Source organism: Aeromonas tecta, assembly GCF_000820185.1.
GTDB lineage: Bacteria > Pseudomonadota > Gammaproteobacteria > Enterobacterales > Aeromonadaceae > Aeromonas > Aeromonas tecta.
Genome location: NZ_CDCA01000022.1, coordinates 120003 through 139703 on the forward strand (window position 1 = coordinate 120003; position 19701 = coordinate 139703).

Annotated in this window: 21 protein-coding genes and 3 tRNA genes; 14 read left to right on the plus strand and 10 right to left on the minus strand. The window is 63.2% G+C overall.

The window, feature by feature from the left end; translation table 11 throughout:
* The first annotated feature begins 108 nt into the window (after positions 1-108).
* Positions 109-939 (plus strand): SDR family oxidoreductase, encoded by an 831-nt coding sequence (locus BN1137_RS07640; protein WP_050718029.1) that lies wholly within the window; start codon positions 109-111, stop codon positions 937-939.
* Positions 940-1074: 135 nt separating this feature from the next.
* Here the strand turns inward: BN1137_RS07640 and BN1137_RS07645 are convergent, their stop codons facing one another.
* A complete protein-coding gene (locus BN1137_RS07645) occupies positions 1075-1407 on the minus strand; it encodes a DUF1904 family protein (protein WP_050718030.1) in 333 nt (110 codons plus the stop codon).
* Between the two features lie 88 nt (positions 1408-1495).
* On the opposite strand from BN1137_RS07645, the gene BN1137_RS07650 reads away from it, so the two are divergent.
* The 4 genes from BN1137_RS07650 to BN1137_RS07660 all read left to right on the plus strand — a co-directional run bounded on the left by BN1137_RS07650 (position 1496) and on the right by BN1137_RS07660 (position 5045).
* Entirely contained in the window at positions 1496-2383 is an 888-nt protein-coding gene (locus BN1137_RS07650; protein WP_050718031.1) for a TraB/GumN family protein, read from the plus strand.
* 167 nt (positions 2384-2550) lie between these two features.
* On the plus strand, positions 2551-2700 hold the full coding sequence (locus BN1137_RS21875) for a DUF3149 domain-containing protein (protein ID WP_083443404.1): 150 nt from the start codon (positions 2551-2553) through the stop codon (positions 2698-2700).
* Between the two features lie 178 nt (positions 2701-2878).
* Positions 2879-3460 carry a DNA endonuclease SmrA gene (gene smrA, locus BN1137_RS07655; RefSeq protein ID WP_050718032.1) on the plus strand — a complete coding sequence of 194 codons (582 nt, stop codon included), beginning with the start codon at positions 2879-2881 and terminating at the stop codon, positions 3458-3460.
* A 106-nt stretch (positions 3461-3566) separates the two neighbouring features.
* A complete protein-coding gene (locus BN1137_RS07660) occupies positions 3567-5045 on the plus strand; it encodes a carboxypeptidase M32 (protein WP_050718033.1) in 1479 nt (492 codons plus the stop codon).
* A gap of 57 nt (positions 5046-5102) precedes the next feature.
* On the opposite strand, the gene BN1137_RS07665 is transcribed toward BN1137_RS07660, so the two are convergent.
* On the minus strand, positions 5103-5504 hold the full coding sequence (locus BN1137_RS07665) for a VOC family protein (protein ID WP_050718034.1): 402 nt from the start codon (positions 5502-5504) through the stop codon (positions 5103-5105).
* Positions 5505-5704: 200 nt separating this feature from the next.
* Here BN1137_RS07665 and BN1137_RS07670 point away from each other — a divergent pair, with 200 nt between their 5' ends.
* Both BN1137_RS07670 and BN1137_RS07675 read left to right on the plus strand, forming a co-directional pair.
* The gene (locus BN1137_RS07670) at positions 5705-7204 is read left to right on the plus strand and encodes a DNA-3-methyladenine glycosylase 2 family protein (protein WP_050718035.1); all 1500 of its coding nucleotides are present in this window, start codon (positions 5705-5707) and stop codon (positions 7202-7204) included.
* 14 nt (positions 7205-7218) lie between these two features.
* Complete coding sequence (locus BN1137_RS07675; RefSeq protein WP_050718036.1) at positions 7219-7695, plus strand: methylated-DNA--[protein]-cysteine S-methyltransferase; 477 nt, start codon at positions 7219-7221, stop codon at positions 7693-7695.
* A gap of 57 nt (positions 7696-7752) precedes the next feature.
* Here BN1137_RS07675 and BN1137_RS07680 read toward each other — a convergent pair whose 3' ends face one another.
* Positions 7753-8616, minus strand: a complete 864-nt coding sequence (locus tag BN1137_RS07680) for a class I SAM-dependent methyltransferase (RefSeq protein ID WP_050718037.1) — start codon at positions 8614-8616, stop codon at positions 7753-7755.
* Between the two features lie 238 nt (positions 8617-8854).
* On the opposite strand from BN1137_RS07680, the gene BN1137_RS07685 reads away from it, so the two are divergent.
* Positions 8855-9274: a cupin domain-containing protein gene (locus BN1137_RS07685; protein ID WP_050718038.1), complete on the plus strand. Its 420-nt coding sequence runs from the start codon at positions 8855-8857 to the stop codon at positions 9272-9274.
* A 78-nt stretch (positions 9275-9352) separates the two neighbouring features.
* Here the strand turns inward: BN1137_RS07685 and BN1137_RS07690 are convergent, their stop codons facing one another.
* From BN1137_RS07690 to BN1137_RS07715, 6 genes are all read right to left on the minus strand, one after another.
* Positions 9353-10018: a class I SAM-dependent methyltransferase gene (locus tag BN1137_RS07690; protein ID WP_050718039.1), complete on the minus strand. Its 666-nt coding sequence runs from the start codon at positions 10016-10018 to the stop codon at positions 9353-9355.
* A 155-nt stretch (positions 10019-10173) separates the two neighbouring features.
* Positions 10174-10422 carry a DUF1272 domain-containing protein gene (locus BN1137_RS07695; RefSeq protein ID WP_050718040.1) on the minus strand — a complete coding sequence of 83 codons (249 nt, stop codon included), beginning with the start codon at positions 10420-10422 and terminating at the stop codon, positions 10174-10176.
* 39 nt (positions 10423-10461) lie between these two features.
* On the minus strand, positions 10462-10791 hold the full coding sequence (locus tag BN1137_RS07700) for a DHCW motif cupin fold protein (protein WP_050718041.1): 330 nt from the start codon (positions 10789-10791) through the stop codon (positions 10462-10464).
* A gap of 176 nt (positions 10792-10967) precedes the next feature.
* A complete protein-coding gene (locus BN1137_RS07705) occupies positions 10968-12851 on the minus strand; it encodes a peptidase U32 family protein (protein ID WP_050718042.1) in 1884 nt (627 codons plus the stop codon).
* A 307-nt stretch (positions 12852-13158) separates the two neighbouring features.
* Complete coding sequence (locus tag BN1137_RS07710; protein WP_050718043.1) at positions 13159-13767, minus strand: LysE family translocator; 609 nt, start codon at positions 13765-13767, stop codon at positions 13159-13161.
* A 162-nt stretch (positions 13768-13929) separates the two neighbouring features.
* Complete coding sequence (locus tag BN1137_RS07715; RefSeq protein ID WP_050718179.1) at positions 13930-14877, minus strand: LysR family transcriptional regulator; 948 nt, start codon at positions 14875-14877, stop codon at positions 13930-13932.
* Positions 14878-15092: 215 nt separating this feature from the next.
* Here BN1137_RS07715 and BN1137_RS07720 point away from each other — a divergent pair, with 215 nt between their 5' ends.
* From BN1137_RS07720 to BN1137_RS07740, 5 genes are all read left to right on the plus strand, one after another.
* Positions 15093-16175 carry a ketoacyl-ACP synthase III gene (locus tag BN1137_RS07720; RefSeq protein WP_050718044.1) on the plus strand — a complete coding sequence of 361 codons (1083 nt, stop codon included), beginning with the start codon at positions 15093-15095 and terminating at the stop codon, positions 16173-16175.
* A 245-nt stretch (positions 16176-16420) separates the two neighbouring features.
* Positions 16421-16505: transfer RNA gene (locus BN1137_RS07725), tRNA-Tyr, on the plus strand.
* A 33-nt stretch (positions 16506-16538) separates the two neighbouring features.
* Positions 16539-16623: transfer RNA gene (locus tag BN1137_RS07730), tRNA-Tyr, on the plus strand.
* A gap of 39 nt (positions 16624-16662) precedes the next feature.
* Positions 16663-16747 (plus strand) — tRNA-Tyr (locus tag BN1137_RS07735).
* A gap of 135 nt (positions 16748-16882) precedes the next feature.
* A complete protein-coding gene (locus tag BN1137_RS07740; RefSeq protein WP_050718045.1) occupies positions 16883-17170 on the plus strand; it encodes a hypothetical protein in 288 nt (95 codons plus the stop codon).
* Between the two features lie 3 nt (positions 17171-17173).
* On the opposite strand, the gene BN1137_RS07745 is transcribed toward BN1137_RS07740, so the two are convergent.
* Positions 17174-18049, minus strand: coding sequence for a patatin-like phospholipase family protein (locus BN1137_RS07745; RefSeq protein ID WP_050718046.1), 876 nt, complete (start codon positions 18047-18049; stop codon positions 17174-17176).
* A 265-nt stretch (positions 18050-18314) separates the two neighbouring features.
* Here BN1137_RS07745 and BN1137_RS07750 point away from each other — a divergent pair, with 265 nt between their 5' ends.
* Positions 18315-19688, plus strand: coding sequence for an endonuclease/exonuclease/phosphatase family protein (locus BN1137_RS07750; RefSeq protein ID WP_050718047.1), 1374 nt, complete (start codon positions 18315-18317; stop codon positions 19686-19688).
* The last annotated feature ends 13 nt before the right edge of the window (positions 19689-19701 follow it).

Consider the following 19701-nt stretch of genomic DNA (forward strand, 5'->3'; position numbering starts at 1 on the left):
GTGGCAAATGAGCAAACCGGGCCCTTGGGCCCGGTTTTGTATTTTTGGGGCGCTCGGGCTACCATGCCCGCAGCCATCAGGATCCCGTCATCGCTTAAGGACAGCCCCATGCCCCACCCCTTCGTACTCATCACCGGCTGCTCCAGCGGCATCGGCCTCGCCGCCGCCAAGGCGCTCGGCAGCCAGGGCTTTACCGTCATCGCCTCCGCCCGCAAGAGTGAGGATGTGGCGCAGTTGCAACAGCTGGGATTATTGGCGGTGCAGCTGGATCTCGCAGATGAAACCAGCATCGAGCAGGGGGCCGCCGAGGCGCTGGCGCTGGCCGGGGGACGTTTGTATGGACTGTTCAACAACGGCGCCTACGGCCAGCCCGGCGCGCTGGAAGACTTGCCCACCGCCGCGCTGCGCGAGCAGTTCAACAGCAATCTATTTGGCTGGCATCATCTCATTCGCCAGGTGCTGCCGCCCATGCTCACGGCAGGGGAAGGGCGCATAGTGCAAAACAGCTCGGTGCTCGGCCTGGTGGCCATGAAGTATCGTGGCGCCTACAACGCCAGCAAGTTTGCACTGGAAGGTTACACCGACACCCTGCGCCTCGAACTCGATGGCACCGGGGTGCACATCAGCCTGATAGAACCCGGCCCCATCGATACCCGCTTTCGTGCCAATGCCCGCGCCGCCTTCCTGCGCCACATAGACCCTCTCACGAGCCGCCATCAGACCGCCTATCAGCAGACCCTGAGCCGGCTGGAGCGCGAGGGTGGCGCCCGCGGTTTCACCCTGCCAAGCGAATCCTGCATAGCGCCGCTGCTGCATGCACTCCAAAGCCGGCGGCCGAAACATCGCTACCCCGTCACAGTCCCGACCAGGCTGTTTACCGTATTGCGCCGCCTGCTGCCGAGCCGCTGGCTGGACAAGTTGCTGATAAAATCCGCCTGACCCCAGGTAACGACGGGGCCGACAGCCCCGTCATCCCGCCTGCGTCACTCAGTAGTGCTGACCGTTGCTGCAGTAGTGGCTTTTTACGATAGGCAGCACCTGCACCACCGGATATTGCCCTCTCCCTACCTCAGCTCAGTAGTGCTCACCGTTGCTGTAGTAATGGCTTTTGACTATGGGCAGCACCTGCACCACCACATAAGTCTCCTCTCCCAACGCCGCCTTCAGATGGCGGGTGATCAGGGCGGCGGCGGCATCTTGCAGCTCCTGCGGGCGTTCGAACCAGACCAGTTCGACGAAGGGGGAGCCGGTCTCGATGGCGCCGTCGCGCACCCGGATGCAGTCGATGACTTCCATGGTGACAAACTCCGGCTTGCCGCCGGTCAGGGCGCAGAGATCCGCCAACAAGGGCGTGCTGATCTGCTGCAGGGTGTCGACAGAAACTGCCCGAAAGCGAAGGTGGGGCATGGGAAACCTCTTGGCTGTGACGAATGAGGACTTATCATAGGGATTATTGTTATGAAGAGAAGCCATCCCTCTCACAATAAGGTATCTCATGAGATCTCATCGCTCGCTGTTCTCCTTCCTGCTGTGCCTGCTGCTGCCGCTGCAGGCCTTCGCCGATCCGGCCTTCTATCGCATCAGCAAGGGCGGTGAACAGCACTGGTTGCTGGGCTCCATCCATGCGGGCAAGGCCTCACTCTATCCGCTGCCAGAGCCTGTCGAGCGAGCCTGGCAACAGAGCCGCGCCCTGGTAATGGAGGTCGACATGACAAACCTCACCCAGGAGCAGTGGCAGGAGATGGGGGCCATCACCCGACTGGTGGATGGCAAGACACTCAAGGATCATGTGCCGCCGGATCTCTATCGGCGTACCCTGATCGCCGCCGGTCAGAACGGTCTGAATGAAGCCATGTTGGCGCCGCTACGGCCCTGGTTTGCGGCCATCACCCTGACCCAGGCGGTGCTCGAGCGCACCGGCTACAGCGGCGAGTTCGGGGTGGATCAACACTTCGCCAAGCGAGCAAGCGAGGGCGGCAAACCCATCGTCGGCTTCGAGACCCTGCTCGAGCAGCTCGGCTACCTCGCCAGTGTCGGTGACAATCAGACCCTTATGCTATCCAGCACCCTGGATGAGTTGCCAGAGCTCAAGACCGGCTTTGACAAGGTGATGACGGCCTGGCAAAACGGCGATCAGGCGACCCTCATCAACCTGCTGCGAGAGGAGATGGCGCCGCCCAAGCTGCAAGCATGGGTGGAACAGACCCTGCTGGCAGAGCGCAACCGCAACTGGCTGGCGAAGTGGTCGACCCTGCCAAACGAGAGCTTTATCGTGGTAGGCGCCCTGCATCTTTACGGCGATCAGGGCCTGCTTGCACTGCTGGAGCAGCAAGGCTGGCGCATCCAGGCGCTCACCGAGCCGAGTCCACAAGCCACTAGATAGCGGACTCTTCCCCGCCATGGGGCCTGACCTCCCCCTGTGAGTGCGAGGCCGCTCACAGAACGGATTGCCGGTTTAATAACCACGACGGGACTTGATCGGGATCATCTCATTGCTCCCAAAGAGGTATCTATGATGCCTGTCATCGATGGATGACTGGAGTGAACGAGATGGAATTTTGGATGAACCTGATGTTTGGCAACAGCGTAGGGCTGATGTCCATGCTGGTAATTATCGGCACCTTCCTGCTGATCAGCGGCTACGGGGTCTACTTCGTCTACAAGGTGATGCACGCCAAGCCCCCTACCGAGGAACAATAAGCCGACAGGCTTCCTACCCAGTGCACCTCTGACCCGCCATACGAGGTGATGCACACAAGGCCCCGCCCACCGAGGAGCAATAACTCGCAGCGCGATATTTACCTCGCCAGCGCCCTCCATTCTAAGCAGGGTCTGGGCCCGCTATAATGTCCTCCCATTCTTATTCGGGGAGCCTGCCGTGCCTCACGACGACGAACTCTCACTGTTTCAGCAAGAGGTGGCCGGTGTGCGGCCACTCAAGCGCGACCATATCGATCCCCAAGCGGGTACGCTGACCCCGACCGAGGCGCAGCTCGCGCGCCGCCTGGCTGCCAGCGCGGGCCCGCTCCCCCAGGACATGCTCAGCATGGAGGCCATCCCCCTGCTCGATCCTCACGACATCGTCGGCTTCAAGCGCGACGGGGTGCAGGAGGGGGTCTACAAGAAGCTGCGGCTCGGCAAGTACGAGCTGCAGGCCAGCCTGGATCTGCATCAGAAGACCCTGCACGAGGCCCGGCTGGCGCTGGTGCAGTTCATCGCGGATTGCGAGCAAAGAGATATTCGCTGCCTGCTGATCCTGCACGGCAAGGGGGAGCGCAGCACGCCGCGCGCCACCCTCAAGAGCCACATCAGCGCCTGGTTGCCGCAACTGCCGGTGGTCATGGCCATGCACAGCGCCGAGCGCCGCCACGGTGGCAGCGGCGCGCTCTATGTGTTGCTGCGAAAGAGCGATCGCCAGAAGGCGGAGAACCGCGAGCGTCACCAGAAAAGGCTCGGCTGAGCACCCCGTAGTGGCAAAACGCCCAGCGCCGATGCTAGCATCATGGCGCCCCGATAATGCCAGGTACGGGGTGCATATTCTCAGGGACGATAACAAGGACAATCCCATGTCATATCAAAAGCTTGAACAACACCAGCAGCAGCTGCACCGCCTCGGCCACCTCAGTGCCATCTGTGGCTGGGATCGGGCCGCCATGATGCCGGAGGGCGGCAACGAGGCGCGCGCCGAGGCCATGGCCGAGCTCGGTGTGCTCATTCACGAGAAGCGCACCGCCCCCGAGCTCGGCGACTGGATTGCCAAGGCCGAGAGCGAGAGCCTGGATGCAACCCAGCGCGCGAACCTGGGCGAGATCAAGCGCCACTGGCAGGATGCGAGCCTGCTGCCGGGGGAGCTGGTGGAGGCACTGTCGCTCGCCGGCAGCAAGTGTGAACACGCCTGGCGCCGTCAGCGCAAGGAGAACGACTGGGCCGGTTTTGCACCGAATCTTAAAGAGGTGGTGAAGCTGTCGCGGGAAGTGGCCAGCCTTCGCGCCGAGGCGCTGAACGTGCGCCCCTACGACGCCATGCTGGCGTTGTACGAGCCGGGCATGACGAGCGCGCGACTTGACGAGATCTTCGGCGATCTGACGAGCTGGCTGCCCGGCCTTATCCAGACCGTGAGCGAGCAGCAAAAAAGCGACACCCTGCTGATCCCGCAAGGTCCCTTCCCCACCCCGACCCAGCAGGCGCTCGGTCAGGAGGTGATGGGGTTGCTCGGCTTTGATTTTGCGCACGGGCGACTCGATGTGAGCAGCCACCCGTTCTGCGGCGGTGTGCCGACGGACGTGCGCATCACCACGCGCTACAACGAGGACGAATTTGTCTCCAGCCTGATGGGCATAGTGCACGAGACGGGCCACGCCCGTTACGAGCAGGGGCTGCCGCGTCACTTGCTGGGCCAGCCGGTGGCCGAGGCGCGATCCATGGGCATTCACGAGAGCCAGAGCCTGTTTTGCGAGATGCAACTTGGCCACTCCCCGGCGTTCCTGTCGCTCATCGCGCCGCGCATCCGCGCGCACTTAGGCACCCAGCCGGCGCTGGATCCTGCAAACCTCGCGAAACTGTACAACCGCGTCGAGCCCGGCTTTATCCGCGTCGATGCGGACGAGGTGACCTACCCGGCGCACGTGATCCTGCGCTACGAGCTGGAGCGCGATCTGATTGAAGGGCGCATTGAGGTCGCGGACATCCCCGAGCTGTGGGATGCAAAGATGCAGCAGTGGCTCGGTCTGTCGACGAAGGGCAACTACCAGAACGGCTGCATGCAGGACATCCACTGGACGGATGGGTCGTTTGGCTACTTCCCGAGTTACACGCTCGGCGCCATGTACGCGGCGCAGTTGCGCTTCGCACTGGAGAAAGACGTGGGCGAGATGGGCAGCCTGATCGCCGCGGGCCGGCTGCCGGAGATCCTCGCGTGGCTCGGCCGCCACATCTGGTCGCAGGGCAGCCTGTACGACACCGATACGTTGATCCGCAACGCGACCGGTGAGGCGCTGAACCCGCAGTGGCTGCGCAAACACCTGGAACAGCGTTATCTGAAGTAAGGGGTTGCGCGAGCATGACGGGGCAGCCTTGGCTGCCCCGTTATTATTGGTGAGTTATCACAGCGGATCGGGCGTGCTGAGCGATTCGCGCAGTTGCAGGATATTGCCTTCGGGATCGAACGCATTGCGCAGCACCAGGCCCGGAATCGACCACTGTTGCGACAAGCAGCCACCGCCAAGATCCGCCGCCTTCGCCTCGGCCCAGGCAAGACTTGGCACCGTGAAGAACGGCTTGATGGCACCCTCTTCGCGCAACTGCGGCGGTACCTCGATAACGATACGGCTGGCGATGGCGTCGGGGATTGCGTGCAACAGCAGTTGGATGTCGTGATTTTCCATCACCACGAAGCCGTCATCCTGGCTGAGAATGTCCATCTGCAGCAGGGTGCGGTAGAAATTGGTCAGCCGTGCGAGATCCTTGGCGTAGATCAGGGTGCCGGCGCGGGCGGGTCCTGGCATGGGGGAATCCTCGTTGATGGGGTCAGCTGCAGATTCGCATATTTACCTGCCCCGCTCGACTGTTTTCACGCAGCCCTGCCATCTCTCCGACTCGCCACTCCAGGATGGGCATTTTATTTCAATCCCTGTCCGTTTCTGGCTAGTCACTGCGCCCCCCGCCCCTTACTCTCTGAGCATGTTCCCAGTGCCGAGCCCATGCCATGAATCCGTTGCCACCGACCGAGCCCTATCAGGACGAGATCATCCCCGGTCTCACTCGCGAGCAATGTCACGCCGCCCGGCTCGCCCGGGATGCACGTTTCGACGGCCGCTTCTTCACCGGCGTGCTGTCCACCGGCATCTATTGCCGCCCGATCTGCCCGGCGCGCGCGCCGCACGAACACAATGTGCAGTACTTTCGCTTCGCGGCCGCCGCCGAGCAGCACGGGCTGCGTCCCTGCCTGCGTTGCCGGCCCGAGCTGGCGCCAGCGCAAAACGGGGATCTACCGCCGCTGCTCGCACGCATACTGACGCGCATCGAACGCGGCGAGCTTGGCGCGTACTCCCTCGCCGAGCTTGCCACGCAAGCGGGGATCACCGAGCGCACACTCAGGCGCCAGTTCGAGCAACACCTCGGCGCCTCGCCAAAACAGGTGGAGCAGACGCGCCGCCTGCTGCTCGCGAAACGACTGCTGACCGAAACCGCACTGCCCATTACCGAGGTAGCGTTTGCGGCAGGCTTTGCAAGCATTCGCCGCTTCAACGATGCGTGGCAACAAGCCTATGGTCTGGCCCCGAGTGCCCTGCGTAAACAGCAAGGGGCGCAGCCCCCGCAAGACGAGTCCGAGCCAGGCGCGATGCTCGGCTTGCAACTGCCATATCGTCCGCCGTTTGATGTGCACGCCATGCTCGCGTTCTACCGGCTGCGCGCTATCCCGGGGCTGGAGCGCGTCGACGAACAGGGCTACGAGCGGCGCCACAAGGTCGGCGAACAGGAGGGCTGGATCCGCATCGAGCCGGGCCCCGGCAACCAGCTGCGACTGACGCTGCGGGATCTGCCGCCGAGCGCGCTGCCGGATCTGTTGTATCGCGTGCGGCGCATGTGGGATCTCGATGCGGACATGGTGCGCATCGGTGCGCGGCTCGCGCAAGATCCGCTGCTGGCACGACTGCAGGCACGTTGGCCCGGTGTTAGGTTGCCCGGAGGCTGGGATGAATACGAGGTGCTGCTGCGCGCCATCGTCGGCCAGCAGGTGTCGGTCAAGGGCGCCATCACCATCATGGGGCGGTTGGTGGCGCGCACCGAGGCGCAATTTGGCATAGCGGCGCTGCCGACCCCGGCGCAGCTGTGTGCGCTCAACCTGGACGGCATCGGCATGCCTGGCAGCCGGATCAGAACGCTGCAGGGCGTTGCCGGCGCGCTGGCAAGCGGAGCGATTTCCCTCGCCACGGCGAGCGATGAGCAGCTGCTCGCGCTGCCGGGCATAGGCCCCTGGACCATTGCCTACTGGCGGCTGCGCACGGGGCAGGATCCGGACGCCTTCCCCGCCTCCGATCTGGTATTGCAAAAGGCGCTCGGCGGCGGCGTGAAGCTGCCGGTCAAGGAGGTGGAATCAATGAGCACCGCATGGCAACCCTGGCGTGCCTATGCCGCAAGCTGGTTGTGGCACGCCATGAGCGAGCAGCCCGCGCTGCTGACTGCACCGACACATCAAGAATGAGAGGAGACAACATCATGATCCGTTACGACGTTCTGGAAACCAGCTGCGGCCCGCTGCTGATCGCCATCGACGAGACTGGCCTGCGCCACGTGGACTTCGCAAACGGCCTGCGCACCCTGCCAGACCAGCAAGGGTGGCAGCAAGACAGCGAGGCGCTCGCCCCCTATCTTGCCGAGTTTCGCGCCTACTTCGCGGGGGAGCTGCAGCGCTTCACGCTGCCGCTCGCGGCCCAGGGCACAGCATTTCAGCGCGCCGTGTGGCAGGCGCTGTGCGACATTCCCTATGGCGAGACCCGCAGCTACCGCGACATCGCGCTCGCCATCGGCAAGCCGACCGCGATGCGAGCGGTGGGCGCCGCGAACGGTCGCAATCCGCTGTCGATCATCGTTCCCTGTCATCGCGTGATAGGCAAGGACGGCAGCCTGACCGGCTACGCGGGGGGGCTGCCCATCAAGCAGGCGCTGCTAAAACTGGAAGGCATTGCGTGTTGAGAAAAAAAGGCCACTCATGCTGGCGGCTTCGTTTTCATCATGCGCCGCGGGCCTGAGCTACTTGCTTGCCGCCGCGAGCAGGCACTCCCCCGGCGCCTCAAACCCGCTGGCCGACTCGAAGCAGCGCAATGAGCTGGCGATCTCGTCCCACAACGTCGCCTGCTCGGGGGCAGGCAGTTGCGCCATCATGGCATTGAAGCCACCGAACGCCTCCCGGGCGACCCGCACGAAGTCGGCAGCGCAGGCCGCGCGATGCGGCACCGGCACGGCATACACGTCTGGATCGGCGAATCCGGCCTGACGAAAGACGTCCTCCAGCACCCCGGCTGCCCCCAGGCTGAAGGGGCCGGGTTGCCCGGCGGCGGGTGCCGCAAGTCCGGTATGACGCCGGATGATGACGGCAGGCACCGCCCCCCAGTCATTGCGCTCCGGGGTGGAGAAGACCATGACGGCGACCCGGCCACCGGGTCTGAGCACGCGGCGCCATTCGCGCAGGGCGATCATCGGTTGCGGCATATACATCAGGCCAAGCCGGCACAGTACGGCATCGAAGCCCTCGTCGGGCAGAGCCAGTTTCTCCCCATCCATGACCCGGGTCTCCAGCTGGCTGAGCCCGTGCTCCAACGCAACCTCCCGCGCCAGCGCCATGATCCCCTCCGAGATGTCGGTCGCCAGCACATGGCCACTCGCCCCCACCCGCCGGGCGGCGCTGACCGCCGGCTCACCGGCGCCGGCGGCAACGTCCAGGATGCGCTGACCGGGTTGGATGCGTGCCAGATCGAGCATCCGCTCGGTCGCCTCGCCGTACCAGGCATCCAGCACCGGGTTCCAGCGCCGCCAGGCCGCGCCATCCTTGTTCCACTGCGCCCGTTGCGCGCGCTTGTACTGCTCGGCATCGAACGGGGGTTGTTGCTCGGCCATCTTCTTGCTCCTTTGGCTGCGGCAGATCCTCATCACCGGATAGACAATCCGGCGATGACCACACTGCTGATCCTCTAGCCCATTTCGATGCCCCTTGCCACGCAGTGGGCTGGTTCCTGCGGATCAGTGGCATGCGGGCACCCTCACTGGATACAGGCACCTGGCTCTATGCTTGAGGAGGCGAGATCGGGATGATCTTGCCGCTAACCGATTTTTCAATTCGCAAAGGAGATAGCAGATGAAATTTATCGCGGCAGTCGTCTTTTCGCTGTCGGCACTGCTGATGGTCGGCGCCCCTTCTTGGGCCACCGCCGGGGAGCAGGTGGTCAGCAAGGCGCAGCTCAAGTGGAAGGATCTTGGTAATGGCATCGCGGCCGCCCCGGTCTCCGGCGACATGGCAACGGGACCGAGCCGGTTTTTCCTGAAATACCCGGTGGGGCTGGTGACGCCTAGCCATCATCACGACGCGGATCACTATGTGACCCTGATGTCGGGCGCCATCACCCTGACGGTCGCAGGCAAGGAGTACCGCCTCGGCCCCGGCGATTACTTCGCCCTGACCGACAAGGTGCCCCATGTGGCCAAGGTGGAAGGCAATGAGGAGGCGGTATTCTTTATCCAGGCAGACGGTCCCTGGAATGTGGTGATGGAGAAATAAGCTGTCTGACCGTGCCGTTAGCGGGAGCCCTCTGCGGCTCCCGCTTTGGTGTGGCAGGCCGCGTGCGCGCCGGATATCTCAGCGCCTTGTTGCCAGCCAGCCGTGAAAGCCGAGCGCCTGAAAGTAACGCTGCCCCGTGCTAAACCCGGCTGCATGTAACAGCTGCTGAAGTTGCCCTTCATCGAGCGAAATAAAGTCATCGGCAAGGCGCTGCACCATGCGCTCGCTGGCCGCCATCGGCAGACCCGCCAACCGCGCCTGCTGCCCCATGACGGTGCGCTCCATCGGATCCTCCGCCACCATGAGATCCGCCAGCAGCAACGGCGCGCCGGCCCTGAGTTGGCGGGAGATAGCACCAAGCAACGTCGCCTTGGTATCTTCCTCCAGAAAATGCAGCACAAGCAGACAGAGTGCGCCGTCACAGCGTAATGAGGCAGTGGGTAATTCCCCCAACAGCCAGGTAACCCTCTCCCCCATCCCGGCCTCGTCGGCCCGCTGACGCGCCTGCATCAGCATGTCCGCCGAGATGTCCTGGGCGATAAACTGCCACCCTGGGCAGAGTTTGCCGAGCAGCACCAGTTCGCACCCCGTACCCACCCCCACCAGCAGCACTCGGGCATCGGTCCCGAGCCGCGCCATCAGCTGGGCCGCGCTCAACTGATGCAACAACTCATAACCCGGCACCAGCAATGGAATGCGCTGGTCATAGGCCAGCGCCCCCTCTCCTTCAAATCGCTCCGCCATCTCGCGCTCCTTGGTTGAACCCTTGTGATAAGGGCTCTAGCCGGGAGAAGGTAAAGCACTATCTGGGATGGGCCGCTGGGTTTGGCCCCCCTGTAGCGACACGGCCAGCACGGAGACGGCGCTGGCCTTGCCGCCGCTGTGCTGGCATGGCGGAGTTATCGGTTGTTGTCTCGCAGCGCCGGGTTAAACACCCGCTTGATGGAGGCGGGATTGGCGGTGAGTTTCGCGGCGGGGCGGCGGGGGCGCCTGACCAGCTCGCCGCCGCAATTCGGGCAGACGTGCTGCAGATGGCGCTCGCTGCAATCGGTGCAGAAGGTGCACTCGAACGAGCAGATGAGCGCATCACTGCTGCCGGCGGGCAGGTCCTTGTCACAGCACTCGCAGTTGGGTCTGAGCTCCAGCATGGGCAACCTCTTGATTAAATGGGGAAAGGAATACGCGAGTCAGTCGACGATAAAGAGCTTGGCGCCCAGCTCGGTGAAGGATCGATGGGGTTCGGCGTTGTCGGCCACCTGATAGCTCATGCCCGCCGTCAGGGTGAAGACGCGGCCATCTTGCAGCTCGGTGTGCAGCTCCCCCTCGAGGCACAGCAGGACGTGGCCCTTGCTGCACCAGTGATCCGCCAGATAGCCGGGGGAATACGCCACCATCCGCACCCGCATGGGGCCAAAGTGCTGGGTGTGCCAGCGGGCGACGCCGCGCTCCCCTTTATGTTCGGTGGGCGTTATCTCGGCCCAGTTCGTGGTGCAAAACGGCAGGTCCTTGATTTCCATCGCAACTCCATTTGTCAAAACAAGAGGCATCACAACAGCAGGGGGCGATCAGCATCCGTCGCCCCCATCCATGCCTGCGTTAAGCTGGGGTGCCCGGATCAAGCGAGCCTCCCCCATAGCGCCTCCCCTATACTGCCATCGAATTCGCGCCCGTGACATGCCCTGTCTGGCCACTATTACCGCTTGAGGCTGCCCATCACCTGCATCTCGCAGCGTTTGCAATCAAAGCGCAGCCGGAAACTGTCTTTGCCCATCTTGAGCTCGAGCGGTTCGGGTTTGAGGCCGGGCACCTCCTTGGGGCAGAGGTTCTGGCTGTAGCGGATGCAATGCTTGGTGATCATCAGCACCACTTCTCCCTCCTCCTTGTTCGCCTCATAGGCGGGAGAAATGCGCTCCACCCCGTGCTCGCGGAAGAACTGCTCGGCGGCCGCGTTCAACACGTTGCCAAGGTAGGAGAGTCGATGCTGGGGATAGGTGACGTCGCGCAATGGGATGCGCCGCTCCGGGCGCTTGTAACTCGCGAGGCGCGCCGCTTCCAGCGCGGCTATGCCGTCCCGGCGCAGGCCGTTGAGCTGGGAGGCGGCGATAAACAGCGGAGAAGTGAACGCCAGCTCAATCTTGCGCGCCACGAACAGGCTGTTGCCAAGCTTGCCAAGTTGATCCCGCGCCTGCTGCAGCGCCCGCTCCGGGTTGCCGGCAATCTGTTTGTCGCAGACGAGCTCCACGCTGGCCTCGATGCCCTGCTCGTCGATAAGGGTGAGCCGCAGCCCTTCCTCACACTCGGATAAGCGCATATCGATCCGGATGCGGCGATCCGCACTCGGTTTCTCCAGCAGTTTGCTGAAGGCCTGATCGTGATTGCGGTAGATCTCACTGCCAACCTTGAGCCCGGGCACGGGTTCCGAGAGCAGCAACTGCTTGCTTCCCGCCTTGGTCTCGACCTTGTTGAGCCGCATCCCCACCAGCTCGTTGTTCGGCTTGAAGAAGCCCAGACCGTCGCCGTTGTTCAAGCTAAGTCCCAGCTTGTCGAGCGGGCGCCCGTCTATCTCTATCCCCTCCTTGCTGACGCGAGTGACCCGGCCCAGGGGTTCGCCCAAGTATTTCGGGCTGCGCGGGGAGTCAATATCCGGCTGGCGGCCGTGGAGAAAGTAATCGGTGGCACCCCGGTTGAAACTCTTCTTCGGATCCGGCGTGAAGCCGTAAGTGCAGCGGCCAGCTGAGCTCGCCACCAGATCCGGGCGCCGCTCCAAAATGGCGTCGAGCTTCTGACGATACCAGGCGGTGACGTTTTTGACGTAATCCAGCCCCTTGAGTCGCCCCTCAATCTTGAAGGAGCGGATGCCCGCCTCGATCAGCGCCTCCAGGTTCGCGCTCTGATCCATGTCTTTCAAAGAGAGCAGGTGACTGTCTGCCACCAGCACCTCGCCGTCCGGCTTTTGCAGGGTGCAGGGCAGCCGGCACAGCTGGGCGCATTCTCCCCGGTTCGCGCTGCGACCGGTGCGGGCATAGCTGATGTTGCACTGGCCGCTGTAGGAGACGCACAGCGCCCCGTGGATAAAGAATTCCAGTTGCACATTGGTCTGCGCGCTGATGGCGCGGATCTGCTCGAGGGACAACTCGCGGGCCAGCACCACCTGGGAGAAGCCCACGTCCTGCAGAAACTTCACCTTCTCTGGGGTGCGGTTGTCGGTCTGGGTGCTGGCGTGCAGGGCGATGGGAGGCAAGTCCAGCGCCAGCAGGCCCATGTCCTGCACGATCAGCGCATCGGCGCCCGCTTCATAGATCTGGTGAGTGAGGCGCCTGGCCTGCTCCAGCTCGTGGTCGTGCAGCAGGGTGTTGAAGGCGACGAAGACTTGAGCGCCGAAGCGGTGGGCGTGGCGCGCCAGCGCTTCTATGTCATCGAGGGAGTTGCCGGCGGCGCTGCGGGCGCCAAAGGCGGGGCCGCCCATGTAGACGGCATCGGCGCCATGGTTGATGGCTTCAATGCCGTAGGCGAGATTCTTGGCCGGGGCCAGCAGTTCGAGGCGATTCTGTTCGAGACGACGGGTTTGATCGTGCATGGGTCTGGTTCGCAGGCGGCAGCAAAGGCAGCCACTCTAGCGAGGCCCGTACCTCCCTGCCTTGATCCCGCTTAAGATCACCGCAAGATACAGGATTGAACATAGGCCCTGCTCAGAGGGCGCTGTTCTCGCTAAGTACTGCTGTTACCCCCTCATCCTCACCCCTTCTCCCGCGAGGGGAGAAGGGAGTAGATCGCTGTGCTGCGGCTACGTCCTGGATAATTTACCAACCGCGTAAGCCAAGCGCGTAAGGAGCGGCAGTGCTGGAGGTTCCTTCTTCCTTTGGCAGAGGGAGCCACACAACGTGCTAGAACACCACCTTGAGTGCCAGGCCGATCAGCACCAGACCGCTCAGCTTGTCGATGACAGACGATTTGGCCTTGAGCCAGGCCAGCACAGGGCCGCGCGACAGCACCAGCGCCACCAGCACATACCAGACGGCGTCGATGCCGCCGGCGGTGAGCATCATGATGCTCCCCTCGCGCCAACCGGTATCGGCATGCACGAACTGGCTGAACAGGGCGATGAAGAAGATGGCGAGTTGGGGGTTCAGGAAGGCCACCATAAAGCCCTCGAAGGCGCCCTGCCGGCCACGCAGACCATGGGCTTCCTGTTCTACCTCACCGCTGGCAGGCTTGGCCAGCAGCGCCTTGACGCCGAGCCAGGCGAGGAAGGCGGCGCCGCCGTAGCGAATGATGTCAAACAGCACTGGGGTTTGGGTGATCAACACAGAGAGGCCGAGCGCCGTGATCAGCGCATAGATGCCGACCCCGAGCCCGTGGCCGAGGGCGGTCGCTACCCCGTGTCCCTGCCCGCCCTGCACCGTGTTGCGGATGATCAGCGCCAGACTGGGTCCCGGGCTGATGGCCCCCATGAAACAAACCGCCGCCAGTGCCAACCAACTCGTGAATTCCATCACTGCCTCTCTCTCTCTCGAATGAAAATGAATACCGGCCCTCAGGGTAAGGGGGACGACATCATGCCAGAAGTGAAAGTTATGAATAGAACTCATAGCCAATGACTATGCAGCAGTATGAATGAATTGTTTTGTTAATTTTTGCAATATAAAGCACTGAGGCTACCTTGCGGGACCTTTCCCCAGGGTCTTGCGGCTCTCGCCGACGGTGCGTTGCAGATGATCCCGCAGGAAGGGGTAGGCCAGCTCCCGAAACCAGCGGTGAGCGGGGTCCTGATGGTGGCGCTGGTGCCACAGCAGATGATACTGCTGGGAGCGAGCGGCGAAGGGCAGGTCGCAGAAGCTCAGCTCGTGATCCAGGGCGAGCTGCCAGGCGATGTGGGCCGGGGTAGTCATCAGGCAATCGGTGCGCAGCAGCACCTCCACCGCCGCCTGGAAGAAGGGCACCCGGGCAAACCAGCGCCGGGACAGGCCCTGCGGCGCCAGCACCCGCTCCACCGGGCTGTCCTTGTCACCGCCGCCGCTCACCTGCAGGTGGGGCCAGGCGAGGTAGTCATCCAGGGTCGGCGCCGTGCCCGAGAGCGGATGGTGGCGCCCCATCAGCATCACCAGTCGGTCTTCCCCCTGATGCAAGCCCCGGATCTGATCCGGCACCAGATCCGTGATGGTGGAGACCAGATCCAGCTCGGACTGCCACAGCTGCGGCAGCTGGCGCTTGTCCCACAGGCTGTATTCGAGGGCCGCCTGGGGGGCGGCGTTGGCGAGCGCGGCGCAGATATCCGGCAATATGTGCTGGGCCACGTAGTCCGAAGAAGCAAGCCGGAACACCCGCTCGCAGCGCTCGGGGTCAAACTCGGGAGCGGCGTAGAGCCGGTCCAAGGCACCCAAAGAATCCGCAAGCTGGGCTGCCAGACGCTCCGCCCGCGGCGTCAGCAGCCAACGCTGGCCTTCTCGCACCAGCAGCTCGTCACCGAACTCGCCGCGCAGCTGGGTCAGCTGCTTGCTGATGGAGGGCTGACTCAGGTGCAACAGCTCGGCCGCCCGGCTGATGTTGCGGGTCTCCAGCAACACCTTGAGGGTCGGCAACAGGTTGAGATTCGCTTTGTGCACTACCATCACCTCGGTGAAGCCTGGGGAAAAGAGAGAGCGCCTATCTTAGGACAAGCAGGGCCGGGAACTTAAGCAAAATCACCGGCTTGCTCGCCCCGTCATTCGCCTCCTGCCGCAGGCAGGCACATGACCACGAGATGACACTGGTTGACCTGTCCGGCATAATTGGACGATTTTCCGCCCACGGGCGACTCATAACAAGAAGCGACCACAAGATGAAATACGCCAATATCACCGGCTGGGGCAAATGCTTGCCCCCCGCAGTGCTGACCAACGACGATCTCAGCACCATCATGGACACCTCGGACGAGTGGATCTACCCGCGTACCGGCATCAAGGCGCGCCGAGTCTCCCACGTCAGCAACTCGACCCTCGCCACCCTGGCCGGTCGCCGCGCCCTGGCCTGCGCCGGTCTCGAGGCCAGCGAACTCGACGGCATCATACTGGCCACCGCCACCCCGGGCACTCTGGTCCCCAACGGCGCCTCCGCGGTGCAACAAGCCCTCGGCGCCCACCAGGCGGCGGTGTTCGATCTCAATGCCGCCTGTACCGGCTTCGTCTATGCCCTCTCGGTCGCCACCTCCCTGGTGCAGACCGGCATGATGAGCAAGGTGCTGGTGATAGGCGCCGAGCGACTGACCCAGTTGCTGGATTGGGCCAAGCGCGACACCGCCGTGCTGTTCGGTGACGGCGCCGGCGCCGTGGTGCTCGAGGCGAGCGACATCGAATCTGGGCTCATCGCCAACAAGCTCGGCTGTGACAGCGAGGCCCGCGAGATCCTGCACGTGCCGAATTTTGGTACCGATCGGGTGCGCTTCGCCGACATCGACGGCCTGTTCACCTTCAACTTCGAGGGGCAGGAGATCTTCAAGCGCGCCGTGCGTGGCATGGGCGAGGCCACCGGCGCCGTGCTGGCTCAGGCGGGCATAGCGCCGGAGCAGGTCGATCTCATCGTCCCGCACCAGGCCAACATGCGCATCATCGAGACCCTGGCCAAGCGCATGAACGCCCCCATGGACAAGGTGATGGTCAACATAGAGCACTACGGCAACACCTCGGCCGCCACCGTCCCAATCGCCCTGTGCGAGGCGCTGGAGCAGGGCCGGGTCAAGCCGAACAGCTATCTGCTGAGCGCCGCCTTCGGTGCCGGCCTGACCTGGGGCGCCGCCCTCCTCAAGTGGGGCGACCGGGTCACCCCGCTTGGCCATTGTGATGAGGAGCTGCCCCCCTGTGAGCAGAACGCGCTGGAACTCATCGCCCACGCGGTCGACGGCTGCCAGCAGGCCCGCGACGCCTGAGCCCTGCCGACCATTTCTGTGTGAGAGGAGCCCTGGGCTCCTCTTTTTGTTGGCTGATTGTTCGCTGACCCGCCTCCCGCCCCGGCCTGCCCAAGTGCCCTATCCCCGGCATGAAAGTCGTTGAAAAGCGTGATTTTTGAGCGAGAGATATCAAAAAATGACCAAACGATACTTTTTTCTCGTCAGAATGGGGCTGAGGGGTTCACAACCCCACGGGATCTGGTAGTATGCGGCCTCGCACTTGGGGAGGGGTTCCCGAGCGGCCAAAGGGATCAGACTGTAAATCTGACGGCTCTGCCTTCGAAGGTTCGAATCCTTCTCCCTCCACCATTCAAGTGCGAAAAAATCAGGAAAATACCCCGTGGAGGGGTTCCCGAGCGGCCAAAGGGATCAGACTGTAAATCTGACGGCTCTGCCTTCGAAGGTTCGAATCCTTCTCCCTCCACCATCTTCCTGAGTAGCAGGCCAAAAAATAGTAATACCCCGTGGAGGGGTTCCCGAGCGGCCAAAGGGATCAGACTGTAAATCTGACGGCTCTGCCTTCGAAGGTTCGAATCCTTCTCCCTCCACCATTCTTCAGAAAACCCGGCCTGGCGCCGGGTTTTCGCTTTTCTGGCCGAATTCCATTTGGCACTGTCAAATCTGACAATTGCCCTCCCCCGGTTTTTTAGAAACAGTGGACTCCTCATCGCAAGGAGCGACCTCTCATGTTTGAAATCTGGGATGAAACGGGCAAGGAGTACGGACTGACCCTGTCCGAGCTGCAGCAGCGCCTCTGCACCTACCGGGGTGAGGTCATGGTGCGCTACCTCAATCGGCTCGGCCTGCCGGCGACCCTGTTCCTGACAGTGCAACAGGGGCAGGCCTATCAGCGCTTCAAGGCCGGCACCCCGCTACTGGACTGGGATTGGCTGGCGCAGTCCATCCATGCTGTGCCTGTTCGTGATGCCGACATTCACCCGAAGAATCATGCCCTGCGTCTGGCGGCCAACTAAGGCTTAGCGTCCCCGCTCTGTCTCGGCTCCCTGGCTGGCCGATCCTGTCTCGGCCAGATAGGCCAATCCCGCCTGCCAGCCCATTTGATAACCCTGCTCCAGCCTGTCTCTGTCCGTGGTCATGCGGCCGACCCGAAAGCCCGCGGGGGGCACTATGACCCGGATGCGGCAATCCGCCGGCGGCTGGCGGATAAAGTCGATGGCATCGTTGTAGCTGCGATGACGCACCAGGCTCGCCTCGGCCAACGCCGGGGTGCGGCGCAGCAGGTGGCGGTGTAGGGCCGGCAATCTGGGCGCCCTCTTGCGATAGCCGAGCGGCCGGGACAGCACCACAGTGATCTCCCGCGCCCCCTGCTCATAGGCGTGGCGCACCGGAATGGAGTCCGCCACCCCGCCGTCCGTCATGGCCTCCCCCCCGATGCTCACGAAGTCGCGATAGGCGAGCGGCACCGAGCAGGAGGCCTTGATCTGCTGCTCCAGCGCCTCTGCACTCCCCCTGAGATAGGCGGCCTGACCGTCCGAGACCCGGGTAGTGACCACGGTCAGCGGCACCCTACTCTCGGCAAAGTGCGCGAGATCCAGCCTGATCTCGCGGATGGTGATCTCCCACAGCCAGTCGAGATCGAGCCAGTGGCCACCGCGCAGGAACTTGGCCAGGCTGATGAACTCGGGGCGACAGGAGTAATCGGTGATGACCCTGTGGTTGCGCCCCTGCTGACCGGCCAGATAGGCCGCCAGGTTGACCGCCCCCGCCGACACCCCGATGCAGTGATCGAACGCCGTCTTCCCCTTCGCCAAAAAGGCATCCAGCACCCCGGCGGCGAAGATGCCGCGCATGGCGCCCCCCTCGACCACCAGGGCCGTTTGCTGCCGACTCATCCCGCCTCCCTCCCAATGCTATGGTGAATAGATTCAGACCCAGGTTCATTCACAGCAGGATTGACTACTGCAGCCTGGCTGACCTCAGATTCCGACTCTTGGCGTCCTTTTTAACGACACTTTTTATGGCGTTTTTCACGGCACTTTGTGAATGGACACACAGTTTGGCCCATTCAGAGCCCCTCTTGTGACCGACATCCCTATAATGTCCGCGCCTCACTTGACCCTACAGAGGCATAACATCTTGATGCTACGGAATATTACAATGAAAAACATCAACAAAACCCTGGTCGCCGCTGCCATTTCCCTCGGAATGCTGGCAGGCTGTAACAGCCAAAACGACTCAGAGACCCCGACCCCCATGGTTCGCTTCGCTACCTTCAACCTCTCCTTCGACCGCACCGCCGCCGGCATGCTGAGCGCCGAGCTGGTGCTAGACAGAGCCGCCCAGGATGCCCTGCTGACCCGCTATCAGGCCGGTGACGGCAGCCTAAGCCAGGCCGAGATCACCCGCGCGAAAGACGTACAGCAGATCCGCAATATCGCCGAAATCATCCAGCGTACCCGCCCGGATGTCTTCCTGCTGAACGAGTTCGACAACGACGGCAAGGGGGAGAGCAGCGCCGATCTGCAGGCGTTCAACAGCAACTACCTGGCCCACCCGCAACACGCCGATGTGCAGGTCATCAGCTACCCGGTGATGCAGAACTTTGCCACCAACACAGGTCTGATGAGCGGCCAGGATCTCAACCTGGACGGCAAGGTCAACAGCGGGCCGGACGACGCCTGGGGCTTTGGCAACTACCACGGCCAGTACGCCTTCGCCGTGATGTCGAAATATCCCATCGACACCAAGGGGATCCGCACCTTCCAGCACTTCAAGTGGAAGGACATGCCGGGCGAAACCAACCCCGTCATCGACGACTGCAACAACCCCAAGGCGCCGATCCCGGCCGGCCGCCAGTGTGGCCAGCCCTGGTATGACGCCGCGGCCTGGGCCCAGTTCCCGCTCTCCTCCAAAAACCACGCGGATGTGCCGGTGCTGGTCAAGACCGCCAAGGGGGAAGAGGTGATCCACTTCCTCATCTCCCATCCGACCCCGCCCATCTTCGGCAACGCGGCGCGCCACAACGTCAAGCACAACAGGGCCGAGGTCGCCTTCTGGCAGGACTATGTGGAAGCCGCCAGTTACATGGTGGATGACGCGGGCAAGGCCGGTGGTCTGCCCGCGGGCGCTCGCTTCGTCATCGCCGGGGATCTCAACGCCGATCCCCAACTCGGCGACGGGGATCTGAGTGCCATCCAGGACTTGCACAACCATGTGCTGGTCAATCAGGCGGTCACCAACGGCGCCCTGATCCCGGTGAGCCAGGGGGGCCCCGAGTGCCTCGCCAGCCAACCGGATCAGTGCAAGCGCAACAACAACAGGCCGACCCCTGAGCGCATCACCAGCAGCAGCGGCCTGCAGCTCGATCACCTGATCCCCTCCGCCAACCTCAATGCGGTGGCCTCGGGGGTGTTCTGGCCCGCCAGCTTCGAGCCCGGCTACCACCTGGTGTATGACGCCAAGCTCGGTATCGCCAAGGGGGTGAGTTCGGATCACCGCCTGGTGTGGGTGGACTTCGAACTGGACAAGTGATCCCAAAGATCAC